The 26,827-nt window shown below is 44.9% G+C and carries 9 protein-coding genes; 2 read left to right on the top strand and 7 right to left on the bottom strand.

Annotated elements, in window-relative coordinates; all coding sequences use genetic code 11:
• Positions 1 to 58 precede the first annotated feature (58 nt).
• Positions 59 to 382: a superoxide response transcriptional regulator SoxS gene (gene soxS, locus ACLJRS_RS14385; RefSeq protein WP_000019483.1), complete on the top strand. Its 324-nt coding sequence runs from the start codon at positions 59 to 61 to the stop codon at positions 380 to 382.
• On the opposite strand, the gene ACLJRS_RS14380 is transcribed toward soxS, so the two are convergent.
• Positions 370 to 1,971 carry an EAL domain-containing protein gene (locus tag ACLJRS_RS14380; RefSeq protein ID WP_000083650.1) on the bottom strand — a complete coding sequence of 534 codons (1,602 nt, stop codon included), beginning with the start codon at positions 1,969 to 1,971 and terminating at the stop codon, positions 370 to 372. The genes soxS and ACLJRS_RS14380 overlap by 13 nt on opposite strands.
• A 562-nt stretch (positions 1,972 to 2,533) precedes the next feature.
• On the opposite strand from ACLJRS_RS14380, the gene ACLJRS_RS14375 reads away from it, so the two are divergent.
• The gene (locus ACLJRS_RS14375) at positions 2,534 to 2,815 is read left to right on the top strand and encodes a YjcB family protein (protein ID WP_000719058.1); all 282 of its coding nucleotides are present in this window, start codon (positions 2,534 to 2,536) and stop codon (positions 2,813 to 2,815) included.
• A 277-nt stretch (positions 2,816 to 3,092) separates the two neighbouring features.
• Here ACLJRS_RS14375 and siiF read toward each other — a convergent pair whose 3' ends face one another.
• Genes siiF through siiA form a run of 6 tightly spaced genes read right to left on the bottom strand, consistent with a single transcriptional unit; the run spans position 3,093 to position 26,495 of the window.
• A complete protein-coding gene (gene siiF, locus ACLJRS_RS14370) occupies positions 3,093 to 5,159 on the bottom strand; it encodes an SPI-4 type I secretion system protein SiiF (protein ID WP_000358566.1) in 2,067 nt (688 codons plus the stop codon).
• A gap of 39 nt (positions 5,160 to 5,198) precedes the next feature.
• Positions 5,199 to 21,878: a non-fimbrial adhesin SiiE gene (gene siiE / locus ACLJRS_RS14365; protein ID WP_410957834.1), complete on the bottom strand. Its 16,680-nt coding sequence runs from the start codon at positions 21,876 to 21,878 to the stop codon at positions 5,199 to 5,201.
• A 16-nt stretch (positions 21,879 to 21,894) separates the two neighbouring features.
• Positions 21,895 to 23,172: an SPI-4 type I secretion system protein SiiD gene (gene siiD, locus ACLJRS_RS14360; RefSeq protein WP_001081935.1), complete on the bottom strand. Its 1,278-nt coding sequence runs from the start codon at positions 23,170 to 23,172 to the stop codon at positions 21,895 to 21,897.
• Complete coding sequence (gene siiC, locus ACLJRS_RS14355) at positions 23,169 to 24,488, bottom strand: SPI-4 type I secretion system protein SiiC (RefSeq protein WP_001750160.1); 1,320 nt, start codon at positions 24,486 to 24,488, stop codon at positions 23,169 to 23,171. The genes siiD and siiC overlap by 4 nt, the downstream gene beginning before the upstream one ends.
• A complete protein-coding gene (locus ACLJRS_RS14350) occupies positions 24,478 to 25,866 on the bottom strand; it encodes a MotA/TolQ/ExbB proton channel family protein (protein ID WP_000875181.1) in 1,389 nt (462 codons plus the stop codon). Before ACLJRS_RS14350 ends, siiC begins: the two co-directional genes overlap by 11 nt.
• On the bottom strand, positions 25,863 to 26,495 hold the full coding sequence (gene siiA / locus ACLJRS_RS14345; protein ID WP_000389227.1) for an SPI-4 type I secretion system auxiliary protein SiiA: 633 nt from the start codon (positions 26,493 to 26,495) through the stop codon (positions 25,863 to 25,865). The genes ACLJRS_RS14350 and siiA overlap by 4 nt, the downstream gene beginning before the upstream one ends.
• Positions 26,496 to 26,827: the final 332 nt, after the last annotated feature.

The following is a 26,827-nucleotide window of genomic DNA, read 5'->3' as shown; positions in this document are numbered from 1 at the left end:
GAATTATACTCGCCCGCAGACAAAACGACGAATCGAATACTGTTTAAGAGGCAACAATATGTCGCATCAGCAGATAATTCAGACCCTTATCGAATGGATTGATGAACATATCGACCAACCGCTAAACATTGATGTGGTGGCAAAAAAATCGGGCTATTCCAAGTGGTATTTGCAGCGGATGTTTCGTACGGTAACGCATCAAACATTAGGCGAGTATATTCGCCAGCGCCGTCTCCTGTTGGCGGCCGTTGAGCTACGAACGACCGAGCGCCCGATTTTTGATATCGCGATGGACCTGGGCTATGTATCGCAGCAAACCTTCTCGCGTGTATTCCGCCGCGAGTTCGATCGCACTCCCAGCGATTACCGTCACCGCCTGTAGGGCGTCTGCCCGCGTATCGTCAGAGGCGCGGGCGTTTGTTGTAGCCAGGCGATGAATTCCTGCGGTGGTAACGCCTTCGCAAAGTGCCATCCCTGACAATACTGAACGCCGCGTTTTAGCAACCAGCTAACCTGTTCAGCCGTTTCAACCCCCTCCGCAATGATTTTTAGCCGCAAACTTTGCGCCATTTCAATAATATGTTCCACAATCAAATGGCTGGCGCTATTAGTGGTTAGCGTGTCGACAAAAGATTTATCAATTTTTAAAAGGTCGACATTTAATGAGTACAGGTTATGCAAGTTCGAATAGCCGGTACCAAAGTCATCAATTGCCACCTCGTATCCCGCCTGGCGAAACGCCTGAATAATCGGCGTCATTTTAGGCACATCAATAAATCCGCGCTCGGTCACTTCAACTTTTATCTGTTGCGCAAGCACTGAATGCTGACGCGTTTTTTCATGAATCATCACAATTAGCCGGGAAGAGAGAAAATCAGCGGCAGAGAGATTGATAGAGACATAAAGATGCGGGTGCGCGGCCAGAAAACCACCTAAATCATTAAATACCTCTTCGACGACATAATCGGTGATCTGCTCAATCATCCCCTCTTTTTCCGCCAGCGGAATAAATTCGCACGGGCTCATCACCGGACCGTGATAGCCCGGCCAACGCAATAGCGCTTCGGCACCTACACATGTCCCGTTTCGGATATCAATGATCGGCTGATAATGAAGGCAAAGCTGGTGCCTGGTAATGGCCCGTTGCAGCAATCGACGCGGTGAGTAATATGCCTGCCGGGATCGTGACCACATAAATAAGATGATAATGCTACAGATGATCCCTAACGGTAGCGTTAACGTAAGCTGATGAAAGAGGTTCTGGTAAAAGCGTTGCTTTGAGGTTGAAACAATCGCGGCAACCGGTCGTTTTGCTGATTTAACCAGAGTATAAAAACGCTCACCCTGTTGGAACACAGGTTCACTCCGTCGTACCAAAGGTAATAGCTGATCAGCCTGCGCCTGTTCACTCAGGGAGAAAAAGGTGTTGGTCACCGTATCATACATTCCCCAGGCCAACGCCGGATCGTCTGACATCACCTCGCTATAAGATAAGGGATTGATAACCGCGACATAGTTTCCCCGCTGCATATATGTCATTTTATAACCGTTGAAAAAAGGCGTATCACGATAGTAATAAATAGCGATGTCAGGCTTTCGTTTATAGTCAGCGCGGGGAATAAAATAAGGACTTGTTGGCGTCATAACCGTAGAGCATAGAAAACGCTGGCCCTTAGCATAAATCAACTCATTAATGTACAAACGACCGCGGATAATATTCAGCATTCGCTGTTGATGGGCTGGCGTACAGGCTTGCCCCTGATATTGTTCAGCAGCATCGCGGGCTAAATCTGCTTGCAGGATAACCCGCTCCGTTTTATCTAATACCAACTGCGCAAATGAATGTAACTGATTTCTGGTTTCAGAGACTGCCCGGATATGAGCAAACCAGATCGCCAGCAATACAGGAAGTAACACCACAATGATCGTTCCGAGAAATCTCAACACCTTGCGTCGTGTGCTTTGACTCATTTTCAGCCTATTTCCCTGCATTATTTGTGACTATTATTGGCAAAATAAGACGTGAACCAAACGGAGGTTTACGGTGCATGAATTTATCAATATTAGCAACAGACTTTTACCGATCAACATTTACCATTAATAACTACGCGCAATCTCTCTCGCATACCTGGCAGGACGCTAAATATTTTTGACAATATCAGATTTATACTCAAGTAAACGATGGGGTATACATCTTTACTCCTTTCTTTTGATAAATAACTTGATATTTTTATCAGGTCTGAATTTCACGAAAAAAAATAAAAGAGTAGTAATAATACATCTTTGCTTTCCGGCAGTTTCTCTACGGACGCGTAGAAGTCACACAAAAAATACGGTTATAAAACGCACAAAAAATACATTGCCGATCTGGCGAACAAGCTGGTTTTTGTGATATAGTTCACAAAAACAATGAAATAGAAACAATGTTTCATTCGATGTTGATGTGACGTCCGTCGATAGCCAGAATATCCCATGCTTCCCGGGAGCAACGCCGCGCTGTCCTGGACAAAGGTCTATTCAGAGGAAATGTTTCATGGCTGCCATAACCACTGGTGTCGTTCTTCTCCGTTGGCAACTGCTGAGCGCCGTGCTCATGTTTTTAGCCAGCACGCTCAATATCCGTTTCCGTAAATCAGATTATATTGGTCTGGCGGTGATCAGTAGCGGTCTGGGCGTAGTATCCGCCTGCTGGTTTGCCACCGGTTTACTCGGTATTACCATGATGGATCTCGCTGCGATCTGGCATAACATTGAAGCCGTAATGGTCGAAACGATGAGCCAGACCCCACCAGAATGGCCGATGGTGCTGACCTGATAGGCTATCGCTGCCGCTGAAGTCGCCCACCGGTTATCTCAACGCGGAATCGCGCGCCAGGGGTAGCCTTGCGAACCATCACGTCCCTCGCATTGCCGTTGATGAGGGCCGCCAGGTGTGGTTATCCAAAAATGGCAAGTGGAATAGCCCTAACAGAATCGAGCTAAACTTATTGAAGACGTTGCCGACTCGTTAAATGACAAAAAAGACCCGTTTGTGCAACGGGTCTTTTTTATTAAGCAGTACCACCTGATAACAGCGACAAGCGCTGCTTATTTTACATTAATAATTTATCCGGAGAACAATCACGGATTATTTTTCCACCTTTCATTACCAGGACCCGGTCAAAATACTTTATCAGATATCGACGATGCGTCACCATGATCAACGTTTTCCCATGAATAAACTCATCTAAGTTATCAAAAATTTGCTTCTCGGTATTCTCATCCAGATTTGATGTTGGTTCATCCCATAAAAAGACGCTGGCGTCACTACTCAGACTACGTGCTAATAATAACTGCTGCTGCTGTCCGGATGACAGGTTTTTAGCCATAAAATTCACCGGAAACTTCAGCCCCATAGGATGTTGCAAGATAAAACCACAGTTCGCCAGCTGAAGCGCCTTGAGTACCCGGCCCCTGTCGTTTTGCGGTTTTAACGCGAAATTACTTTCAATGGTTCCGGTGAATAAAACATCATGTGTCGTCACCACGCTTAAATGCTGAGAAAAAAAGTTCTGCGATAAATGTCCTAAGTTATATCCATCATATAAAATGGCACCGTCTGTTGGCGAAAGGTAGCCAGATAGCATTCCCAGTAATGAGCTTTTTCCTGCTCCGCATTCGCCTACCACCGCGACACGTTGCCCCGCAGGTATGTCTATAGACAGTCGGTTAATAATCATCGGAGATTGAGCATCATACTGATAACTCACGCCCCGGATAGAGATATCGCCATTGCACTTTGATATTGACTGTAATGCCGGTGTTTTTTCTGCCTGATCTTCATCAAAAAAAGAAAGCAGATCCTTACCGGTTTTTTCTGCTGATAAAATAGAGATTAATGTAGAAGAAAAATTCGAAATGATCCCGGAAATACGGCCAGAGACAATGACAGATGAAACAATTGCGCCAGTAGTAACATCACCCTTGATTACCATAAAAAAGGCTATTACCATAATAGTTATTTGGGTAATAGATGACATACTCCCCAATATAGATTGATAGATAAGATTTAATTTCCTTATCTTCAGGTTAAGATACGACTGTTCATTTGATGTATTAACCCAATCAAAAAGTAAACCTTGATTATTTAAGGTATGGATCATTTTAATAGATAAGAAAACTTCTGAGATAAAAATATTCCTGTTCTTCTGTCCTTCTTTTTGTTTGTTCATTAACTCATTAGTATAATGGTGGTTAACGAGGGAAATAATAATAGAGACGATAAACATGGTAATAGGTACAATAACAACCAGACCTAAATTTACATATATAACAATGAGAAATATAATAAATATTGGAATATCGGCTATACGTTGAAAGATCGAGTTTAATAAAACGGGTTTAATTTTCTGAAACTCATTCCATAGCACAAATGCTGATGACATGGATCTGCCATTTTTCTTTTTACTATAAAGTACCGCTTCAAGAAATGCGATATCAATATCGACGTCATCCTGCCTTGCTGTGATAGACTGATAAATATCTTTCGAAGTACGAAGGATAAACTCAAAAACAATAAATACAGCAACAATTATAGCCACGCCAAATAAAGATGAAACCGAAGCGCTTGGAACAAGCTTATCATAGAACAGATTACTAAATACTGGGATAGTTAACGCAAAAATTGCCATAAAAAGAGATGAAAAGAAGTATTTAGTATAAAAAATCTTGTTCATCGATAAAGAGTTTTTTATGATATTTTTTACTCTTATACTATCAACAACTTTATTTAAAGGTAGTATACTAAATGCAGATAACTCTTTTAAATATTCATCTTCAATTTCAACATAACAGAGTTCACCGCGCGCGTTTACCAACTTTATTTTTTGCCCGCCGCTCACACACACCATCCACTTCATTTCTGGTGTTAATAGTAAAATCGGCATAGGCTCATTTAGTAAATCCTCACCATTATTAAATAATATATCCTGTAGAGAAAGCCCTAACGACAAAAAGAAATTCTTCATTTGTATAGAGTCATCAGTGTTATTTCTGTCGTACTTTTTAAATCTTAAATTTATATCATCCTCTTTGATATCAATTTTTATGTTGAATTTTTTAGACACTATAGATAATGCCGTTTCCGCACTTAAATAATAAGGTTCTAGTTTTTTATCCATAAGTAAACCCCCTCACCCAAAGGTGAGGGGCCTCCGTTATTATGCGTGTTCTTCTTGATTATCTACAGGTAGCGTAACTTCATTAACGGCGAAAACATCAATAGCGCCGTTATTGTTGTGCCCTACAGAACTCGTGGAAGGGGAATCATTAATATCATCCTCGGTCTTTCCTCTTGCATTCATTGCGTTCACAATATCCGCCGAGGAGTGATCGACTGAGAATGTTTTCTCCTTAATCAGGAAATCATTGTCTTTATCAATGAATTTCACGTCCATAGTATATTCACCATCTTCCAAAGATAGCGGAACTTCGAATATTGCTTTCTGGTTAGTTATCGGCAGAGTAAACTCTTCTCCTTCAAACATAATACTGACATTAACAATATTCTCAGGTACTGATATTTCAAAAGAAGGTGTCTGACTAATTGAACGATCTATTTCATCCCCAGAGTCAGCGTTTAACAATGTAATACTATAGGCTGTCTCCTTCACCACGCTTTCTTCCGCCGCAGACGGCACTGTACGAAGATGCGTAGCGCTTTCGGCATTCACTGTTTCAGACTCCGGTGGAGTAACCGCTGTTGCCGTGGCGTCATCGCTCGCATCGTCATGCTGGCTATCCGCTGTTACCGTCACCGTTGAGTCAACCGTCACCGCTAGCGAAGCAGATTGCTGTGAATTCCCCGCGCGATCCACCACCGTCACGCTCAGCGTGTAGGTACCATCATTCCAGGCGGCTGGCGGCGTGAAGGTCCAGCCATCCGCGCCTTGCGTCGCCTGATAGGTGTCTGTCACGCCGTTATGCGTCACGTTTACGGTCACCCCGGTCACATCAGCATCAATATGCTGCAGCGTGAACTTAGGCTGGGTGTGATTCGTCACGTTATCGCTGTCTGAAACGCCATTGTCTTCACCTGCTGCCAACGCAATCTCCGGCACCGTCAGCGTACTGTCGATCGTAACGGTAATGGGTAACGAGTTTTTCTGATTACCCGCGGCATCGCTTGCGATTACCGATATCGTATAGGAACCATCAGCTAACGGTGTACCTGGCGTAAAGAACCAAACGCCATCGGCATTTTTTTCAGCATTATATACGGTCCCATTGATATCGACCTGAACGACCACAACATCGCTTTCCAGATTCCCGATAATAAAGGTAGGTTGCTTATCTCGCGTAATATTATCGCCCACCGTACCACTGTCTGAGTCTGGAGATAATGAAATAACGGGAACCTCTTTCATGATATCGAGAGAGACATCATCACTCCGGTTACCAATCGCATCCACACTCGTAATGGTAAACTTCCCTTCCGATGGATACGGGATAGCCATACTCCATTTACCATTATCAGGAACGGTTAACGTATAAGTATTCCCATTACTATCGGTTATTATTAGCTGAGATTTGGCTTCCGCCGTCCCCTGCATAATAATTAGATCGTTGACAATATCTGAATAAGTTACGACCGGAGCGTTTGGTGGCGTTCGATCAATAAATATTTCATGTACCTCTTCCTTACGGTTGCCTGCGTTATCCTCAATACTCAACGTGATATCGTATTTACCTTCCGGAAGCTGATCGGTCGATAATTCCCACTGCCCATTAGCCGCAACGACAGCGGTTGCCAACGTGACCCCTGCCACGATTAATGATACCGTAGCGCCAATTTCCCCCATACCTCTCATGGTAATAGTGGAGCTATTACTCCACCAGTCCGTTTTCGATGATGATTTATTGTCATCAAGCTCGCTGGTAAATACCTGGATATGCGTATCGACCCAAATGGAATACTTTTCCTGATTTACGTTACCAGCACGGTCCGTAGATTTAACAGTGATATCCAGTTGGCCTTCTGTGAAATAAAGCGGGTTCACCGGCATCTGCCAGTGGCCTTTGTCATTAACCCAAACTTCCCCCACATTTAAGCCATTAATGATGATTTCTATTTTGCTATTGGGCTCGGCACTGCCACTAAACAATAAGTTACGTGTCGTGTCCGTTATATATATTTTGCCATCACTACCGGTCATCTCTGCTAACGTTTGTCCGCCGATAGAATCAATAGCGACAGGCGTCGTATTTAAGGTATCGATAGTAAAGTTTAGCGTTTTCGAGGTAGCCGTGTTGCCTGCTTTATCGGTGATAACATAATAAATGCTATGGGAACCATCGCCCAACGGTGACTCAGGTCGATAAACTTGATTTCTGTCGGTCACCGTGATCGTATCGACTAACACCCCATCAATGAAAATCTGAACACTCTGGTTCATTTCTCCATAAATACTAAACGCAGGCCGGGTTTGACTCGTTATACTATCATTACTGAAAATACCGTTATCAGAACCTGCCATCATAACAGGATTATCGATAAACGTACTGGTATCTATCGTGACGAGTAAGCGAGGCGATTCTGCTGTATTACCTGCCGGGTCTTCGGCAACCACTCGGATAGAATATTCACCATCTTTTAACGCATTATCAAACTGATAGGACCAGGTTCCATCTTCAAGCACAAGAACATTTGCCACGATCTTTTCATCCACATAAATATGGATTGTGGCTCCCGCTTCTGCGGTGCCAACTAACACAGGCTTGTTGTGACTAGTAATCAGATCGTCAAGTGAACCAGAGTTGCTCGCATCTTCAAGGTTGAGCGTTGGGAAGTCGGTTGATGAATCGACATCCACGCTATAATCCTTGCTCACTTCAGTGTTGCCAGCAACGTCAGTAATGCTGAAATGAATATTAAACGTACCATCATCTTGCAGCAGTATCGGCGCGCGCCATGTGCCATCAGCCTCAACCATAACAACGTTGACTAATTTACCATCGACAAAGATGCTGACCTGAGAACCAGCCTCCCCGACACCTGAGACTGACAACGCCCGGTTATTAGAGAGGGCCGGTAATGAATCTTCATCAATGTCAAAGACAGCAATTTGAGAATCGATTGTCACGGTTGTAATCGCAGACTCAACCCGGTTACCAGCAGTATCCGTAGCAACAAATTGCACCTGATACTCGCCGTCGGCGCTATTTGCCGGCATGGTATAGCTAATATTACCTGACGAACTCGCCTCTACTGTGCCTTGTAACACACCATTAATATAAACCTGTACCGTCGCGCCGGGATCGGTCATGGCAACCAGTACCGGAGACTTATTATTGGTAATCAGATCATATTTATCACCGCTATTAGTATCCCGACTTAATGAAATATCGCTGATTTCAATCTGCGTATCATGTTCTATCAGAATCTCTTTTTGTTGGCTGTTGCCCGCTTTATCTTCCGATACCACGACAAAGGCATTACTACCTTCACGCAGATCTAATTCTGCGCTCCATCGACCATCATTGCCTACCACCAGGGTAGCAATAACCACTCCCTGCGGATTCCTGATGGTTAAAGTACTTCCGGCTTCGGCAGTACCATCGATGGTGACATGAGATTTATTGGTGATCCAGTCGCCAACTTTGCCACTGTCATCAGCTTCGCGTAATACCACGGTTAACGGCGAAATTACCGTATCCAGTATCACATTCTGCGGACCAAACTCTCTGATATTGCCGGCAACGTCTTCAACTTTAAACGTTAATTCATAATTACCGTCATTACCCAAAGCGGGTAATACTACGCCCCAGTGTCCTGCGCCTGTCGTATAAGCAATCGCTTTTTCAACGCCATTCACAAAGATAGTGATTTTGCTGTTTGGCTCACTGGTGCCGCCAATCTCCGGCGTCACCGTGTTGATATATCCGCCCTCATGCATTCCAGATATATTCCATACCAGTTCAGCAACCTCGGTATCGATAGTGAGATCAACGGCGGTAGAACGCAGTTCGCTATTATCGCGAGGGTTGACGATACCCACCTGGACGACATAATGGCCATCTTTCATTTCCGATAACTGGAAAGTATATCGACCCGCTGTATCCGCTGTCGCCTCGCCGACCTTCACGCCATCCACATAAATACTCACAATCGTATTAGGTAACGTGCTCCCAATCAGGGTCGGCGTTTTATTATTCGTCGTAAAGTCTCCTAAGGCACCACTATCGCTCTCCTCGCTGAGCTTTATGGTTGGAGGCGTGACATCAATAACAGGTATTACTACAGGAAAGTCGACCTGCGACGATTCATTACCCGCTTTATCTTTGGCAACAATGCTCACAACATAGGAGCCTGGCGCTAATACTGATGGCGGCGTCCAACTCCATTCGCCATTCGCATTGGCGTTTGCGGAGCCGACCACTTTCCCATCCCACTGAATCATAATCGTCGAGAACGCTTCGGCAAACCCTTTGAACTCAGGACGCAGGCTGGTTGCTTCATGCTGATCATCAATAGATGGATCCGAAAGGCGAATGGTGGGATCGATCGTAACCGTATCGATAGTGAATCTTTCCTGCGTTTGCGCAGTATTTCCCGCGACATCTGTTGCGACGACGTTGATGGTATACATGCCATCCGGCAGTATATTCGGCGTCACACTCCAGTTGCCATCAGCGCCAACCGTAATCGTTTGTTTTAAAACCTCCCGACCTGACTTATCGTCAACAATGGTAATCACCAGTTTCGCATTGGGCTCTGCAGTACCTTCGAATTTGGGATTTTGCTTATTCGTAAGGTTATCGCTATTGGAATTTCCGGTATCAGACGCTGGCTCCATTCTGACACTGACGCTTGTCGTGGTATCAATGGTAAAGGGCAGCTTAGTTTCAGAAGTATTTCCGGCAATATCTCTGAAGACAACAACGGCTTCATATACGCCATCGTTTAACGCAACGGGAACCTGGAATTCCCAGAGGTTATTGCCATTTGCCGTAACCGGATAAGAAACGCCGTTAATTCTGATTACAACAGTATCAATATCGGCGGGTACATTGCCAATAACGAAACGTGGTTTAGTGACACTCGTAATATTATCAACAGCGCTTTCGCCAGTATCATCCGCATCCAGCAAATCAATACTGGGATCAGAAACAATAGTGTCTATTGTGAATGATACCTCTTTGCTAATTTTATTACCTGCGATATCTTCAGCCACTATTTCTATTTTGTAAGTTCCATCCACTAACGGTGTATCAGGGGTAAACAGCCATTTATTACCTGCCCCCTGAGTCAGTGTGCTGGATTTCCCGTTTAAAATTACCGTCACGCTCTGCAGCGGTTCTCTGGCTGAAATTTCAAAACGTGGAGAGGTAATATTCGTAATACCATCCGTAGAATCCTTTCCGGCGTCGTCCAGCATCACGACGCTCAGGCCGTCAATCTGCGTATCCACGGTGAAGCCCAGCGTGGAATTTGCCGTATTCCCTGCCCGATCCGTCGCCTGGACATGGAGAGTATAATGACCATCAGGCAATGCGCTACCTGCAGTAAATTCCCACTGCCCGGCCGCATTTTTACTGATGGGCGTCCAGTTTACGCCATCGAAAGAAACCAGCACCGATGTCACATCATCAGGCGTTGCAATTTCAAAAGAGGGACGGGTAGCATTGGTGACATTATCGTGATCGTTGACGCCGCTATCTGTTGTTAACGTAACACTGTCAATCTGAACCTGCGTGTCGATTTCAATCCGCAGTTCGGCCGATGTTTTGGTATTACCAGCAATATCCGTTACGGTAACAGAGATCGTATGCTGACCGTCAGACAGCGGTTGATCCGGCGTAAAGGTTAAATTCCCCCCTGTGTTTTCAATGGTGTAATCCCGACCATCAATATGAACCACAATGTGTGATACATCATTATCGACATTACCGATAATAAACACCGGTTTGTTAATCCTGGTAAGATTATCATTAGTATCATCACCAGTATCATGGGTGGGATCGAGTACAATTGTCGGCTCTCGCAGAGTCGTATCAATCGTAAACTGCAGCGTTTCTTGCGCAACGTTGCCGGCGATATCAGTCACATCAACCAAGAGAGTGTGTTGCCCATCAGGTAATGCCGAACCGACATTAAATATCCAGCGGCCATCCCCTCCTTTTGTGAGTTCAATCCAATTAGCGGCGTTATCGATTTTAACGCGCACATGGGTAATATCATCAGCGGTAACAATACTAAACTGCGGCTTGTCGACTTTGGTAATGTTATCTACATCGCTATCACCGCTATCTGTAACCAACGTGACGCTTTCAATTTCAGCCGTCGTATCTATCACAACAGGTAATGGTTTCGATGTCGCGGTATTTCCGGCCTTATCTTCAACCGTAACGGTAATATTATAAGAACCATCCGGAATGGCATTGCCTGGTGTAAATTGCCAACCAGCCCCAACCTTAGTCGCGTTATAATCATGACCATCAATCGTCACCACGACTTTGATAACATCGGGGTCAACATTACCAATCGTAAAGGTGGGTCGTGAAATATTAGTAATATTATCGGCGGTATTCGCTCCGGTATCTTGTCCTGCGTCTAAAGCAATAGTAGGAACCTGTATATTAGTATCGATATTAAATACTAAATCTTTATTCGCAATATTACCTGCCTCATCCGTGGCCTCTACGCGAAGGGTATATGTGCCGTCAACCAGAGTATTCGGGCTGTCAAAAATCCACTGTCCGTCGGCATTTTTGCGTATCACATTCCAGTTAGCGCCACCATCCAGGGTTACGCGTACCTGGACGACATCACCGGGAACGTCAATTCTGAATGACGGTTTGGCAACATTCGTTAATTGATCATTCTGCACGCCAGTATCATTAAGCAATACGATATTGTTAATGGTTGTCGTGGTATCAATACGCACCTCAAACGGCGCAGATTCTTTTACATTCCCCGCCAGATCTTCCACCACAACGGCTAACTGATATGAGCCATCAGCCCAGCTCGCAGAAGGCGTAAAGCGCCATTGACCATTGGTGAATACCGCCGCTTCCTCGTGCGTTTTACCGTTGTAAGTTACTTTGACCATCACGCGCGTAACGTCAGAATCAACCTGATGTATGTCGAACACAGGCCGATCGTGATTGGTGAGGCGATCGCCAACAGTACCGCTATCTTCGCCAGCTGCCAGTTCAATCACCGGCGTAGTCAACGTACCGTCTATCGTCACCTTTAAAGGCGCGGATGTTTGCTGGTTGCCTGCCACATCTGTTACCGTCACGGTGAATGTGTAGCTACCGTCCACCAAAGCAGAATCCGGTCGATAGCGCCAGCCGTCGGCTGATTCGGTGAGTACCACCGTTTTAAACGTGCCGTTATGCTCAATACTCAATTCCACGTGTCGAACATCTTTATCGATACTCCCCAACACAAATACCGGCTGAGTGACGCTGGTCAGATTATCGTTCTTATTCTGTCCGGTATCCTGATCGGGCGCCAGCTCAATGGTTGGCGTCATCAACGTGATGTCGATAGTGAAATTGAGCGTCTCCGTCATCTTATTACCCGCACCGTCAGTCACTTCCACGGTCAGGGTATGCTGTCCCTCTGGCATATCCGTCGGCCAGGTGTAATCCCAAATGCCAGCCGTCGAACTCTTGATTGCGGTAACCCAGGTCGTGCCGCCGTCAATACTCAGAAGAACCTTTTCCACATCATCCGGTACCGAGATCTGGAACTGCGGACGCACATGTTTTGTGACATTATCGCCAGGGACGCCGCTATCGTTGACTAATTCAATATGATCAATGGCTATTTGCGTATCCACTGTCACCGTCAGCGGCGTAGACGGACGCGTATTTCCCGCCCGATCCTCCACTGTCACCGTCAGCGTATAATCACCGTCGCCCCACGGTGCTGGCGGTGTAAAGCTCCATCCTCCAGCCCCCTGTGTCGCAGTAAATGAGGTTGTCGTTCCATTATGCGTGACGCTGACTGTAACGTTGATAACATCCGAATCGATATTCTGCAGAATAAAGGTCGGTCGGGTGCGATTGGTCATATCATCGCCAGGCGTACCGGTATCATCCGTGCTATCCAGCGCAATGGTCGGCGTCGACAACCGGGTGTCGATGAAAAATTCAAGCGTTTGCGTCGCCGTATTGCCCGCTCTGTCGGTGACCATGACGGTTAGGGTGTGTTTTCCATCGCCCATATCCGTTGGCCAGGTATAGCCCCAGACGCCTTCGATACCCTGCGTCGCGCTCACCCAGTTTGCGCCCCCATCAATGCTCAGTTGCACAGAATTCACATCCGCCGGCACCGTGATCTCAAACTGCGGACGGGTGCTATTAGTTAGATTGTCATCAGGCACGCCATGATCATTGACCAATGTAATATCAGTAATGCTGGTTTGCGTATCTACCGTCACTATCAGCGGCGTGGACTGACGAACGTTTCCTGCGTTATCCGTTACCTCTACCGTCAGTGTATAGCTACCGTCCGCCCAGTCAGCATCTGGCGTAAAGCGCCACTGTCCTCCAACCTGGGTTAGTGTCACTTCCTGGCTATTGCCGCCCTGTGTGATCCGCAAAATGACCGATTGCGCATCGGAGTCAATATTGCCAATGGTAAAGCCCGGTCTTTTGACGCTCGTAATATGATCGCCAATGGCACCTGTATCGTCCCTGCTATCCATAGCGATGGTAGGCGTTGACAGCCGGGTATCAATGGTAAAATCGAGCGTCTGCGTCGTCTTATTTCCCGCCTTATCGGTCGCTTCTACCGTCAGGGTATGTAGCCCGTCGGTCACATCTTTCGGCCAGGTGTAATCCCAGGTCCCTGCCGTGCCCTGTGTTGCACGAACCCACGTATTACCGCCGTCGATACTCAGACGTACCTCGTTGACATCCCCTGGCACCGTGACGCGGAAGTGTGGACGAACGTCATTGGTCAGGTTGTCGCCGGGAATACCGTTATCATTAACCAGTTCAATAACATCGATGGTGATTTGGGTATCAACCGTGACCGTCAGCGGCGCTGAGTATTTTACGTTCCCTGCATCATCCTCCACCCTCACCGTCAGCGTATAGTCGCCATCTGCCCATGTGCCGGTCGGTGTCACGCTCCAGATGCCGGTCGCGCCTTTGGTGGCCGTCAGCACTTCTTTCGTGCCGCCATGCTGCACCTCAACCGTGACATACCGCGCGTCTGCGTCAATATTGCCCAGTATAAACGTCGGCTTATTCGCGTTGGTCAGGTTATCGCCTTTTGTTCCGCTGTCGTCCGTGCTGTCCAGCACGATAGTCGGTTCTGACAGTAGGGTATCGATGATGAAGTCCAGTTTCTGCGTCGTCTGGTTTCCCGCCTTGTCGGTCGCCTCCACTGTCAGGGTATGCTTCCCCTCTCCCACATCAGCCAGCCAGGTATAATCCCAGACGCCCGGCGTCGCGCTCTGGGTAGCGTTGAACCACGTCTTGCCGCCGTCAATGCTCAGGCGTACCTCGTTAACATCCGTCGGTACCTTCACCTGGAAGTGCGGACGCACGTTATTAGTCAGATTATCGTCGGGAATACCGCTGTCATTGACCAGTTCAATGTTATTAATGGCGATTTGCGTGTCCACCGTCACCGTCAACGATGCAGAATGGCTGGTGTTCCCCGCTTTATCTTCGACTGACACACTCAGGGTATAATCACCATCCGCCCACGCCCCTGTCGGCGTAAAGCTCCATCCGCCTACGCCTTTCGTGGCGTCAAATGTGGTGGTGACGCCGCCATGCTCCACGCTGACCGTAACGCGAACGGCATCATCATCAATATGCTGCAGGGCAAATGTCGGCTGGGTGCTATTCGTCATGTTATCGCCCTGGACACCGGTATCGTCCGCGCTATTCAGTACGATGACCGGCACTGACAGCGTGGTATCAATAGTGAAGTGGAGTGTCTCCGTCACCGTATTACCCGCATTGTCAGTCGCTTTCACATTCAGCGTATAGTCGCCATCCGGCACGGTGCCCGGCCAAGTATAATTCCAGACGCCCGGCGTCGCGCTCTGTGTCGCCTTAACCCAGGTCACGCCACCGTCAATGCTCAGACTAACTTCGTTAACGTCCCCCGGTACCGTCACGCGGAACTGCGGATGGGCGTCGTTAGTCATATTGTCGCCGGGAATACCGTTATCATTAACCAGTTCAATAACATCAATGGTGATTTGGGTATCAACAGTGACCGTTAGCGACGCTGAGTGTTTTTCGTTCCCCGCCTCATCTTCCACCCTCACTGTCAGCGTATAGTCGCCATCTGCCCATGTGCCGGTCGGTGTTACGCTCCAGTTGCCGGTCGCGTCTTTGGTGGCCGTCAGCACCTCTTTCGTGCCGCCATGCTGTACCTCAACCGTGACATACCGCGCGTCTGCGTCAATATTGCCCAGTAAAAACGTCGGCTTATTTACGTTGGTCAGGTTATCGCCTTTTGTTCCGCTGTCGTCCGTGCTGTCCAGCACGATAGTCGGTTCTGACAGTAGGGTATCGATGATGAAGTCCAGTTGCTGCGTCGTTTTGTTTCCCGCCTTGTCGGTCGCCTCCACTGTCAGGGTATGCTTACCCTCTCCCACATCAGCCAGCCAGGTATAATCCCAGACGCCCGGCGTCGCGCTCTGGGTAGCGTTGAACCACGTCTTGCCGCCGTCAATGCTCAGGCGCACCACGTTGACATCCGTCGGTACCGTCACCTGGAAGTGCGGACGCACATTATTAGTCAGATTATCGTCGGGAATACCGCTGTCATTGACCAGTTCAATATGGTCAATGGTGATTTGCGTATCGATGGTGACCGTCAACGGCGCTGAGTGGCGAATATTACCCGCCTCATCTTTCACCGTTACCGTCAGCGTATAGTCGCCATCAGTCCACGCGCTGCCGGGTACAAAACGCCACTGCCCGTTAGTCTGCGTCAGCTCCACCTCCTCGCTGTGACCATCGCGCATCACCTGCACGACGACCTGAGTCACGTCAGAATCAATACCGCCGATAATAAAACCCGGCGTTTTAACGTTAGTCTTATTATCGTTGGCGGTGCCGCTATCATCTGCGCTATCCAGCGTGATGGTCGGTGTCGACAATGTGGTATCAATGATAAAATTGAGCGTTTCCGTCGCCGTGTTGCCTGCAACATCGGTTGCTTTCACTGTCAGGGTATACGTATTTTCGACCAGATCTGTCGGCCATATATACTCCCAAACGCCGTCAGACGTCAGCGTTGCGTTAACCCAGTTGATGCCGCCATCAAGACTCAGTTGCACAGAGTTCACGTCCGTCGGTACCGTAATATGAAACTGTGGACGTGCTTCATTGGTCAGGTTATCCCCGACAATACCCGTGTCATTAAGAAGCTCAATGCGATCAATAGACGTTTGCGTATCGATAGTCACCGTCAGCGGCGCAGAATAATTTGTATTACCCGCCTTATCTTCTACCTTTACCGTCAGCGTATAGTCGCCATCGGTCCAGGCTGCGCCCGGCGTAAAGCGCCACACACCGCCGTTCTTAATCAACTCTATCTGTTGGTTCTTACCATCATGCGCCACCGTCACCACCACTTTGGTCACGTCGGCGTCGATATTACCGAGGGTAAAGCCTGGCATCTTAACGTTGGTGATGTTATCGCCAGCGGCGCTATCATCCGCGCTGTCCAGGGTAATCGTCGGTTCTGACAGAATGGTATCGATGGTGAAGTCCAGTTTCTGCGTCGTTTTGTTTCCCGCCTTGTCGGACGCTTCCACCATCAGGGTGTGAGGGCCGTTAGCCACATTCGTCAGCCAGGTATAATCCCAGACGCCCGACGTCGCGCTCTGCGTGGCGTCAAACCACGTTTTGCCGCCATCAATGCTCAGTCTTACACCGTTAACATCCGCCGGTACTGTCACCTGAAAGTGCGGGCGCGCTTCATTGGTCAGATTATCGCCGGGGATACCGCTGTCGTTAACCAGTTCAATACGGTCAATGGCGATATGCGTGTCTACTGTCACCGTCAACGGCGCGGACTGCTTCACATTTCCGGCCCTATCTTCTACCTTCACCGTCAGGATATAGTCGCCGTCCGCCCAGTCGCTGGTCGGCGCAAAGCGCCACTGTCCGCCGGTCTGAACCAGTGGCACCTCCTGTTTAATGCCATTGTGCATTACCTCCACTATCACCCGGCTGACATCGGTATCAATATTGTTGAGGGTAAAGCCCGGCGTTTTAACATTGGTGATATTATCGCCCGCGATGCCGCTGTCATCTGCGCTGTCCAGCGAGAGGGTCGGCACAGACAGAGTGGTATCGATGGTGAAATCGAGCGTCTGTGTTGCCTTATTTCCCGCCTCATCGGTCGCTTCTACCGTCAGGGTATAGCCCCCGTCGGCCACATCATCCGGCCAGATATAATCCCAGACGCCCGTCGTCGCGCTCTGGGTCGCGTTGAACCACGTCTTGCCGCCGTCAATGCTCAGGCGCACCACGTTGACATCCGTCGGTACCGTCACCTGGAAGTGCGGACGCACATTATTAGTCAGATTATCGTTGGGAATACCGCTGTCATTGACCAGTTCAATGTTATTAATGGCGATTTGCGTGTCCACCGTCACCGTCAGCGATGCAGAATGGCTGGTGTTCCCCGCTTTATCTTCGACTGACACACTCAGGGTATAATCACCATCCGCCCATGATGTCGGCGGCGTAAAGGTCCATCCGCCTGTGCCTTTCGTGGCGTCAAATGTGGTGGTGACGCCGCCATGCTCCACGCTGACCGTAACGCGAACGGCATCATCATCAATATGCTGCAGGGCAAATGTCGGCTGAGTGCGATTCGTCATGTTATCGCCCTGGACACCGGTATCGTCCGCGCTATCCAGTACGATGACCGGCACTGACAGCGTGGTATCCACCGCGAAATCGATGGTCTTCGTCACTGTATTGCCTGCTTTATCAGTCGCTTCCACCGTTAGCGTGTATTGACCATCTGCCAGGTCTGTCGGCCAGATATACTCCCAGCTTCCTGCCACGCCCGGAGTTGCCTGAACCCACGAATTACCACCGTCAATGCTCAGACGGACTTCATTGACATCCGTAGGTACCGTCACACGAAAGTGGGGACGGTCGTCGTTGGTCATATTATCGCCTTTCACGCCGCTATCGTTGACCAGTTCCACCCCATCAATGGCGATTTGGGTATCGATAACGACCGTCAGCGGCGCTGAGTAGTTGGTATTTCCTGCCTTATCTTCTACTTTCACCGTTAACGTGTAGCTGCCATCCGCCCACGTATTCCCTGGTATAAATAACCAACTACCATTGAGGTGGGAAAGTTCGATCTCTTCGCTCACGCCATTGTGCATCACCTGTACGACGACCCGATGCGCATCAGCATCAACACCGGAAATAGCAAAACCTGGCTTATTGATATTGGTCAGGTTATCGCCTGTAACCCCCGTATCATCCTTAGAAAGCAGGGAAATCACCGGCGTTGATACTGTGGTATCGATAGTAAAATCGAATACCGCGCTGTTCGCTTTATTACCCGCAATGTCCTCAACCTTGACATAAACCTGATGCAAGCCTTCCGTTAAAGCTGAAGTAAAGGTATAGGCCCATGAACCATCAGGTTGTTGCGTGGCAACACCGATCTGCGTATCAGACGCGGCATCCCATACCTGAACACTGATAATGTCCGGATCAATATCTTTTAGGTGCAAGGTAGGTTTAACGATATTCGTTAAATTATCATCTGCAATTCCCGAATCTGAATCCGGGCTCAATGAAACTATCGGTATTGAAATAGCAGTATCGACGCTAATTAAGAAAGGATCCGAATGGGCAATGTTGCCAGCGATATCTTCAACTGAAGCGGTTATTCTATGATCGCCATCAACCAAACCTTGATCGGCTTTCAGGGTATACTCCCATCTGCCATCTTTATTTGTTCTGACCTCAGCGATCAGTGCGCCATCAATATAGAGTTTAACCGTTGAATAGGGTGCAGCGGTTCCTGTCAGTGCAGGATTCTTTTCATTAATAATATGGTCTGTATTATCAACCCCCGTATCGTTGACCAACTCTATTGTTGGTTTTTGCGTTTGCGTTACGATTTGGAAATTATACGCTGATGAGGAGGCAGTATTACCGGCAATATCTTCTACTTTTACCGTTACGTCATGCGAGCCATCGGATAACGCTGTGGTAAATTGAAAATTCCATACACCATCATCGCCAGCAATAGCCTCACCACTTAACACACCGTCAACATAGATGGAAACCTTAGCATTAGCTTCAGCCATCCCGGTAAACAACGGCGTATTAATTTTAGTAATCATATCGCCTTTAACGCCAGAATCAGCGCTATCATGCAACATAACAGTAGGGATCGGCGTAAAGCTATCAATGGTAAGCTGATAATCTACAGATGACGTTCTTCCTAAAGGATCGATGGATTCAACCGTAATCTTATAAACATTGTCAGACAGATTTCGGGAAATATCAAAATTCCAGTTACCGTCTGCATCCGCAGTCGTCACGCCTATCGTTTTACCATCGATAAGGATATTTACGGTAGCAAACCTATCAGCTGTTCCCAGTAATGTCAGAGCATTATGTTTATTGGTAATCCAGTCGCCTTTTGCACCGGAATCATCACTGGCATCGAGTTCCGCTTTTGGAGGTACAACTTCAGTTTGAATAGTAAAAGAATATTTAACAGTAGAGGATTTATTACCGGCGGCATCCTGAGAAATGATTTCAATATCATAGGCGCCCTGAAGAAATTTATTACTAAACTGATAATTCCAGGTCCCGTTTGAGTCAACCTCAATGCTGTCATATAATTTACCATCTCGCATCAATAAGATGGTAGACTTTGGCTCTGCCGTACCGACTAAAGCCGGTAAATCATTCCCTGATAAAATTATACCATTCGGTAAAACAACAAAATCCTCCAAAGAAACCGTCGGAGGTACAGGGGCAACAGTATCGATAACGTAACTAAAGGAAAAATCCTTTTTGTTGCCAGCGACATCTTCAACAGTGAACGTAAGATTGTTAACCCCTTCCACTGAGTCGGAAGTGAAATTGAATGTCCATTCGCCCTTGTCATTCGCTTTAAAAATAACCTCTTCGCCAGTCTCACTATTTATGACACTGATAATAGCATTTGGCTCAGTTTTACCTGTAAAGGTTGGGCGAGTATTGTTAGTAACGTTATCTCCGACAATACCGCTATCATCAGTCGTTTCAATCTCAGCGCTGAAATAGCTGATACGTGTATCAATAGTAAAAGGCAGATTTGCCGTCGCTGAGGTATGCCCGGCAATATCAGTAGCAGTTGCTGTTATATTGTATTCGCCATCCTTGAGCGGCGTAGTAAGCGTATAGCTCCATGTCCCATCTTTAGCAACAATGACCTCACCAAGATGTTTAAGTCCAAGATAAATAGAGACTGTAGAACCGGGTTCCGCCACACCAATAAATGTTGGCAGGGTGCTATTTGTAACGTTGTCATTTTTAATGCCGGAATCACTACTATCATCCAGCTCAATCGTCGGCTTTTCCGGAGGAATGGTGTCGGTTATGATACTATCCGTCGTTTCGTTTTTATTACCTGCTTTATCCACGGCAACGACTTTTATACTATTTTCGCCCTCAGATAATTCATTATCTTTAAATTCATAACTCCAGTTTCCATCTTTATCGACATCAACGCTGGCAACCAGTTTATTATCTACATAAATGTCAACCTTAGCATTCTCTTCCGCCGTACCAACAATTGAAGGCGTCAAGGTCGGCGTTAAGCCCTTATGACCGGACACACTACTTTCAGGCGAAAGTTCAAATGTTGGCTTATCGGTAACGGAATCGATAGTAATGACAAGTTTGGCGCTACCGCTTCCATCAGCAGTCTTGGCCTCTGCCTCCAGATTGTATGTTCCATCAGTCAATGTTTCAGGCGCTGTGAAGGTGAAGTTACCCAAACTATCCGCTACAGCCTGACCGACAGCAATACCATTAATTTTAATAATAACCGTGGCATTGGGAGCAGTGCTACCTACAAACTGAGGTTTGGTAAAATTAGTTATACTATCATCTTTGCTACCGCTGTTACTCTCGGCCGCAAGCGCTAATGTGACTTTAAGCGGCTCTTTAACAGACTCGGCATCGAGCTTATTTTCCTCATTTTTACTGCTATTACTTTTGCCAGTACTGGTATTTTTATTAATAGGTTGAGGAAGAACTTTTTCAGCATCGTTCTGTTTAGAAGCCTGCGTTGCTTTAGCCTGTGTATTTTGCTGGGAAGCATCGCTTTGCTGAGCCAAATTGTCTTTTGCTACATTGTCAGCCAAAAAGTTCTGCAGCATTTCTTCAATTTGCTTTGACGAGTTCTGTACTTCAAACGCTTCATTGAGCGCTTTTTCTGCTGCCTCCTTAGCTTTCTCTGCTTCTTCCTTCGCCTTATCAGCTTCTTTCTTTGCGTTTTCAGCATCGTCAAGCTGCTTTTTTAATTCCTCTTCTTCCTTCTTATTTCGTCGTTTGCCATTACCTTTCTTTTCTACCTGAGCAGAATCAACCAATGAGCTGTCAATTCTCTCCAGTTGAATATCTTTTAAATCTACGCTGCCCAGAATTTTAGCGCCGGTAATAGTCTTATCTTTAAATTTAACAGCGAGGTTATTGCCTTTGATACTTGAATAAAGAGCGCCATTGACAATGATCACTGACCCATGCGGCGTGGTAATGTTCATGTCTGGCCCGGAAAGAGAAACTTTTGCGCCTTTGGCATTACCCAAAGAAGATAAATCAATTACAGAATTTTGATCGGCAAAAAACTTTTGTATGCTTTTATTTCCCATAATATTATATTCACTCTCAAGGTGTATCTAATCGTTTAGTATTAACTGGTTCTGAAAAGGCTTTGTCCACGCCTTTCATCAAGGGAGATAACAGGTATTCCATAATGCTGTGTTTTCCGGTAATTACACTGGCGTCAACAGTCATACCTGGTTTTAACCACCGTAAATCATCTTCATTAACATCGAATGCAATAATTACTTTATAATAACGCTGAATTGTTCCTCCGGTATTTTCCTCATAGGAATCAGGGCTAATATTATCGATAGTCGCATTATACGATTTTATCTTTGGTTGGATAATTGACTGCACATCCAGTTTAACGGCTTCATCTACATATATTTGGTCACGGTATTTGGGTAATATTTTCACATCGGCCAGCATAGTCCTTACTTTTGGTTTTATTTCAAAAAGTAAGTCCGCCGCCTGAATCACACCACCATGAGTAGTGGCACTTTTATTGATTTTATAAATTACACCGTCAACCGGTGAATAGATATCCTCCTCATTTATCTGCTTCTCTATTACTTTTAATGTAGAGTTAACAACCTCAAGTTCCTGAAGATTTTTAGATATTATTTTAGATAAAGATAGTCGCAATTCATTATTAAGCGCCTCAATATCATTAACAACCAACTCAATATCATCTTTTTTTAAAGTGATGCTACTTTCAATATCATTAATTTCAGACTTAACTTTTATATACGCCTGTTTCTTGTTAAGAAAATTGGTATATGGGCTAATTCCTTTTTTTACCAGTGGGGAAAGAATATTTATTTCTTCGGCAAGCAATGCGAGTTCTTTTTCTTTCGAACTCAGCTTCTCTTGTAATCCGCTAATCTCAGAATCAAGAGAGGTTTTTTTTAACTCTTTAGCTCTTATCTGACTATGCACTAATTCAATATTCGCTTTTACCTCTTTATTGCTTAAAGAACGGGTGCCATCCAGGGTAATCAACCCACTCTCATTTTCTTTATCAAGAATGAAAGATATTTCGTTAACATCTTTATCCAGATACCCTTTTTGAGTTCTATACCTTTGATATTCTTTTTGCAGATCAAGGTTAACGACCTTTGCAAGGAGTTCTCCTTTTTTTACAGTATCACCCTCGGCTACATAAATATCTTGTATCGTCCCTCCTTTAGAAAGAGATATTAACTGAGCATTATCTTTAGTAGTGATAACGCCCTGACCATGAACCACTGAATTAATTTCTATAAAGTAGGTAAGGATAATAATTAAGATCGTCAAAGAAATAATTATCATCATGAGATGATCGCTTTGTCTTCTATTCATTTCATTACATTTAACTCACTTTCAGTATTTCCTTTTAAATAATCCATTAAATGAAAAATCAATGAGAGTTGCTGTAGCTTTAAAATATACAGGCTATATTTGCTGTCGATCATGCTTACATATGCCTGAAATGCTTCATTACGGCTTGAAATTAAATCAAGCAAACTTTTTTGCCCTAACTGAAACTCCTGCTCATATAATTCAGTAAGCTGTAACGCGTTTGTATGTGAACGTTCCGCCACTGAGTAAGTCTCTTTTGCAGCGGCGTATCTTGAAAGTTGTGAATCAATGTTATAACGCGTTTTAATCAAAAAATCGTCAATTTGCAGCTTAGCCTGCGAGTAACTTGCCACCATTTTTCTTTCCTGGGCTGAATTTCTGAACCCATTAAAAATGTTGAAACTGAAATTGATACCCGTTTTAAATTCATCTTCATAATCACTTTTTTTGGCACTACCGCTCGGGTTATTCTGTACATAGCTGGACACGAGATCTACAGTCGGAAAATAGGATGATTTTGCGGCATTAATATCTTCGGTCGCGGCTTTTCGGGTATTGACAAGCATCTTATAGTCATCGTTGTATTTCATCACCATGTCCATAAGTTTTTCAGGACTTTCGACAAAGATATATTTTTTGAAGAGGTTGAATTTTTCATCGCTTTGAATCTGATCTGGTGACAAATTCAGACCAGTCATATTCTGCATTTTATACATTTCATCATCCAACATCGACTGATACATAATGCTTCTGGTATTTAATGCATCGATAGATACTTGTACTTTACGCATATCAGATTGCATAGCTACACCGGAAGATACCAGCAGCGAAAAAGTTTCCAGCATCTTTTTATAAAACTCTTTCTCCAGATTTACGCCATCAATCATTTCACGATATTTACTGATGTTGTAATAGGTTGTCACAACCTCCTGAGACACTATATTCTTTGTTTTTTCATAGTCAGTTTTACTATTATCTCTTTCATATTCAGATTTCCTGATATTAGCCCCCCTCACTCCAAAATCCGTTATTCGGTATGATAAAGACACCTTATTTTCAACGTTCCTCTCGGTACCTGATGACTCTTTCCTGTTATTATTAAGGCCAGATGTTAGATCCAGGGTAGGATAAAGTGCTGCCCGTGAAAGATCTAAGTCACTGTTTTTCTTTTCAGTCTCATAATATGAAACAGCAACAGAGGGCTGATGCGTTAATGCGGCATTAACTAAATCTCTTAGAGGAATGACCGGAAGCTCGCTGGCGTATGTGCTTTGTGTAATAAAAGCAGTCGTCAGAAAAAACATCTTAATCTTCATTTTTTTCCTCCTTGTTTAACAAACGTTGCTTTACTATTTCCTGATGCATAGATGTTATTTTTTCCATTAATGGCATATAGGTATCACGGTAGCTAACCATTTCAGCACTAATCTCTTTAGTATTGGCAATAATCTTTTTATCAGTAGCCGATAGATCGGATAGCGCTAAATGAACATTATTCATATCCTCATCCATTTCTTTTCTCAGCCCATCGAGAGTATGAGAAATATCGGCACTGCCAGCGGCAATATCGTTTATGGTCTTACCATGTGAAAGAGATTCCTGATAACATTTATCAACTGATGTCATTATTGAATCATTCTTTTTATCTATAATATTTTGTATTGTACTCATTGCCTCCAGTCGTGCATTATTATCAGCAAGCAGGATATTACCTTCAGATAAACGCGAGGTAATTGTTATTACACCGTCAGATAATTTTTTGAGATTTTCGTTACTGCTTACCAGATAACCATCAATCAGCGTAGAAAGTTGCTCTAGTTTTGCTGAGTTATCCAATAGTCGGTTTTGCAAAGTGACAAAGCTATCTGATAGCATCTCTCGTTTCTTTTCTTCATCCTGCGTCCGTAAATTTTCAACTGACAGATAGTTATCAAAAAACGCTTTAAACAACTCTTTAAATTCTACAAGCGTCTCTGATTCAACCCGCAGGCTTCGTTGTTTATTATTGGATCTGTTGCTTATGATTTTTAATTTTTTGATTTCCGTAGAAACAAGGGAATAGGAGCTGCGAACAAAAACACTTTGTGAGGTCAGGAGTATGGCGCAAACAACACCATAGATAGAAGATACAAATGCGGTATTCATCCCTTTCAATGGTTCAGAAAGCGACGCTACCATTGTCACGATCATATTGAGTGTATTACTTGCATTATCACCGCCAACATCTGATGGCGAGCTCAATAAGTTCCCGATTGAACCAATCGTAATAGACAGACCCGCAAACGTCCCCAACAGGCCAACAAGCGTCGACACATTGCTACAGCTCATAATAAATGACAATCGTTGATTACGGGCGGTAGAGACATTGTCATCTAATTCCATCAGCAAATTGAAATCACACTGTTTGGGTTCCCCGGCAAACAAAACCTGATTGAGGTTAGAAAGAATGCTATTTTTTCTACTGGCGTCCTGAGCTATTAATATGTCTTTTGCTGAAATATTTTTAAGAATAGTGAATAATGCACACAAAGAACCTGTAATATAAATGGCAATAATGACTCCATTGTAAATTGCAGAAACCATAAAGTTATCAAAAACATACTCTCTTATACCGGGAAAAGATAAAGCGAAAAAAGGGAGTATGGCAAGGAAAAAACAGACAAACAAATAGCGGTAATGATTTATATATTTCACTCTGACACCTTTTTATTAATAGTCGTGATAATAGCTTTACTCGTTGTACTTGATGCTGCGGAGTTAACACTCATGTCAATAACTACATCAGGATATATCTTCTTAATCTCTTTCATTAAAATAATTCCCCGTTCATATCCCAGTCGTAAAGAGTCAGAGAAAGAGATGTCTGCCTGAGGAATAACCATTTCTATCAATAAATTACTATTAGTTTTGTCTTCTAACCAAGCCTTTATTTTATGAATATCCTCTTCTGAAAAGCTTCTCAGCCTGCCATGATACGTAATAACAAGCTCATTTTTTGTAGACGTTATATCAGTTTTCTGACCATCGGCGATATCGTATACTCCAACCTCCTTACCTGACATTGTAGTCATTCCGTCCGACACATCTTGGGTATTCACTTCCTTATTAACTATTTCATTAGCATTTGAATTGTCATTGGCTCCGTTATTTTGAGCAGTAGATTTAGTCTTATTCTCTATATTTGCTTTATAAACTTTAATTGAGTTGTCATACATAATAATCATATTATTAAGTGCAAACACCAACATAAGAAATATAAAAATGCACAATACCGTAGAGAATGTATCAACAAAACTAGGCCACGGATTACTTTCGTCTTCCATGTTGTCTCCTGATATTACATTGTGAATAAAATGTTTTTGTGGATTAGAAAGGATAAAGGATGCTCAACTTATTCAGAAAGTGAACGCTACCGCCCTTGGCTTCCTGCTACCAATACGCTTTATAGAGTTCAGTTTTCTTACATCTCGTAATCAGAAAAATAAAAACAACGACGCCATTTTTATGCGCCCACAACAAAGATGAGTGCTTTAATTAAAAACACTCTTCATTTTTTTAATTAGGTAGACATCAATTATTGCACTAACTATATCTTCCCCAATAATAGGTATCGCATAAGCTCTCAGCTCATAAATAAAAAATAGTCATCAGCAAA

The organism is Salmonella sp. SAL00670, from assembly GCF_046552235.1.
Classification (GTDB): domain Bacteria; phylum Pseudomonadota; class Gammaproteobacteria; order Enterobacterales; family Enterobacteriaceae; genus Salmonella; species Salmonella enterica.
This window is presented reverse-complemented; position numbering and strand designations above follow the sequence as displayed.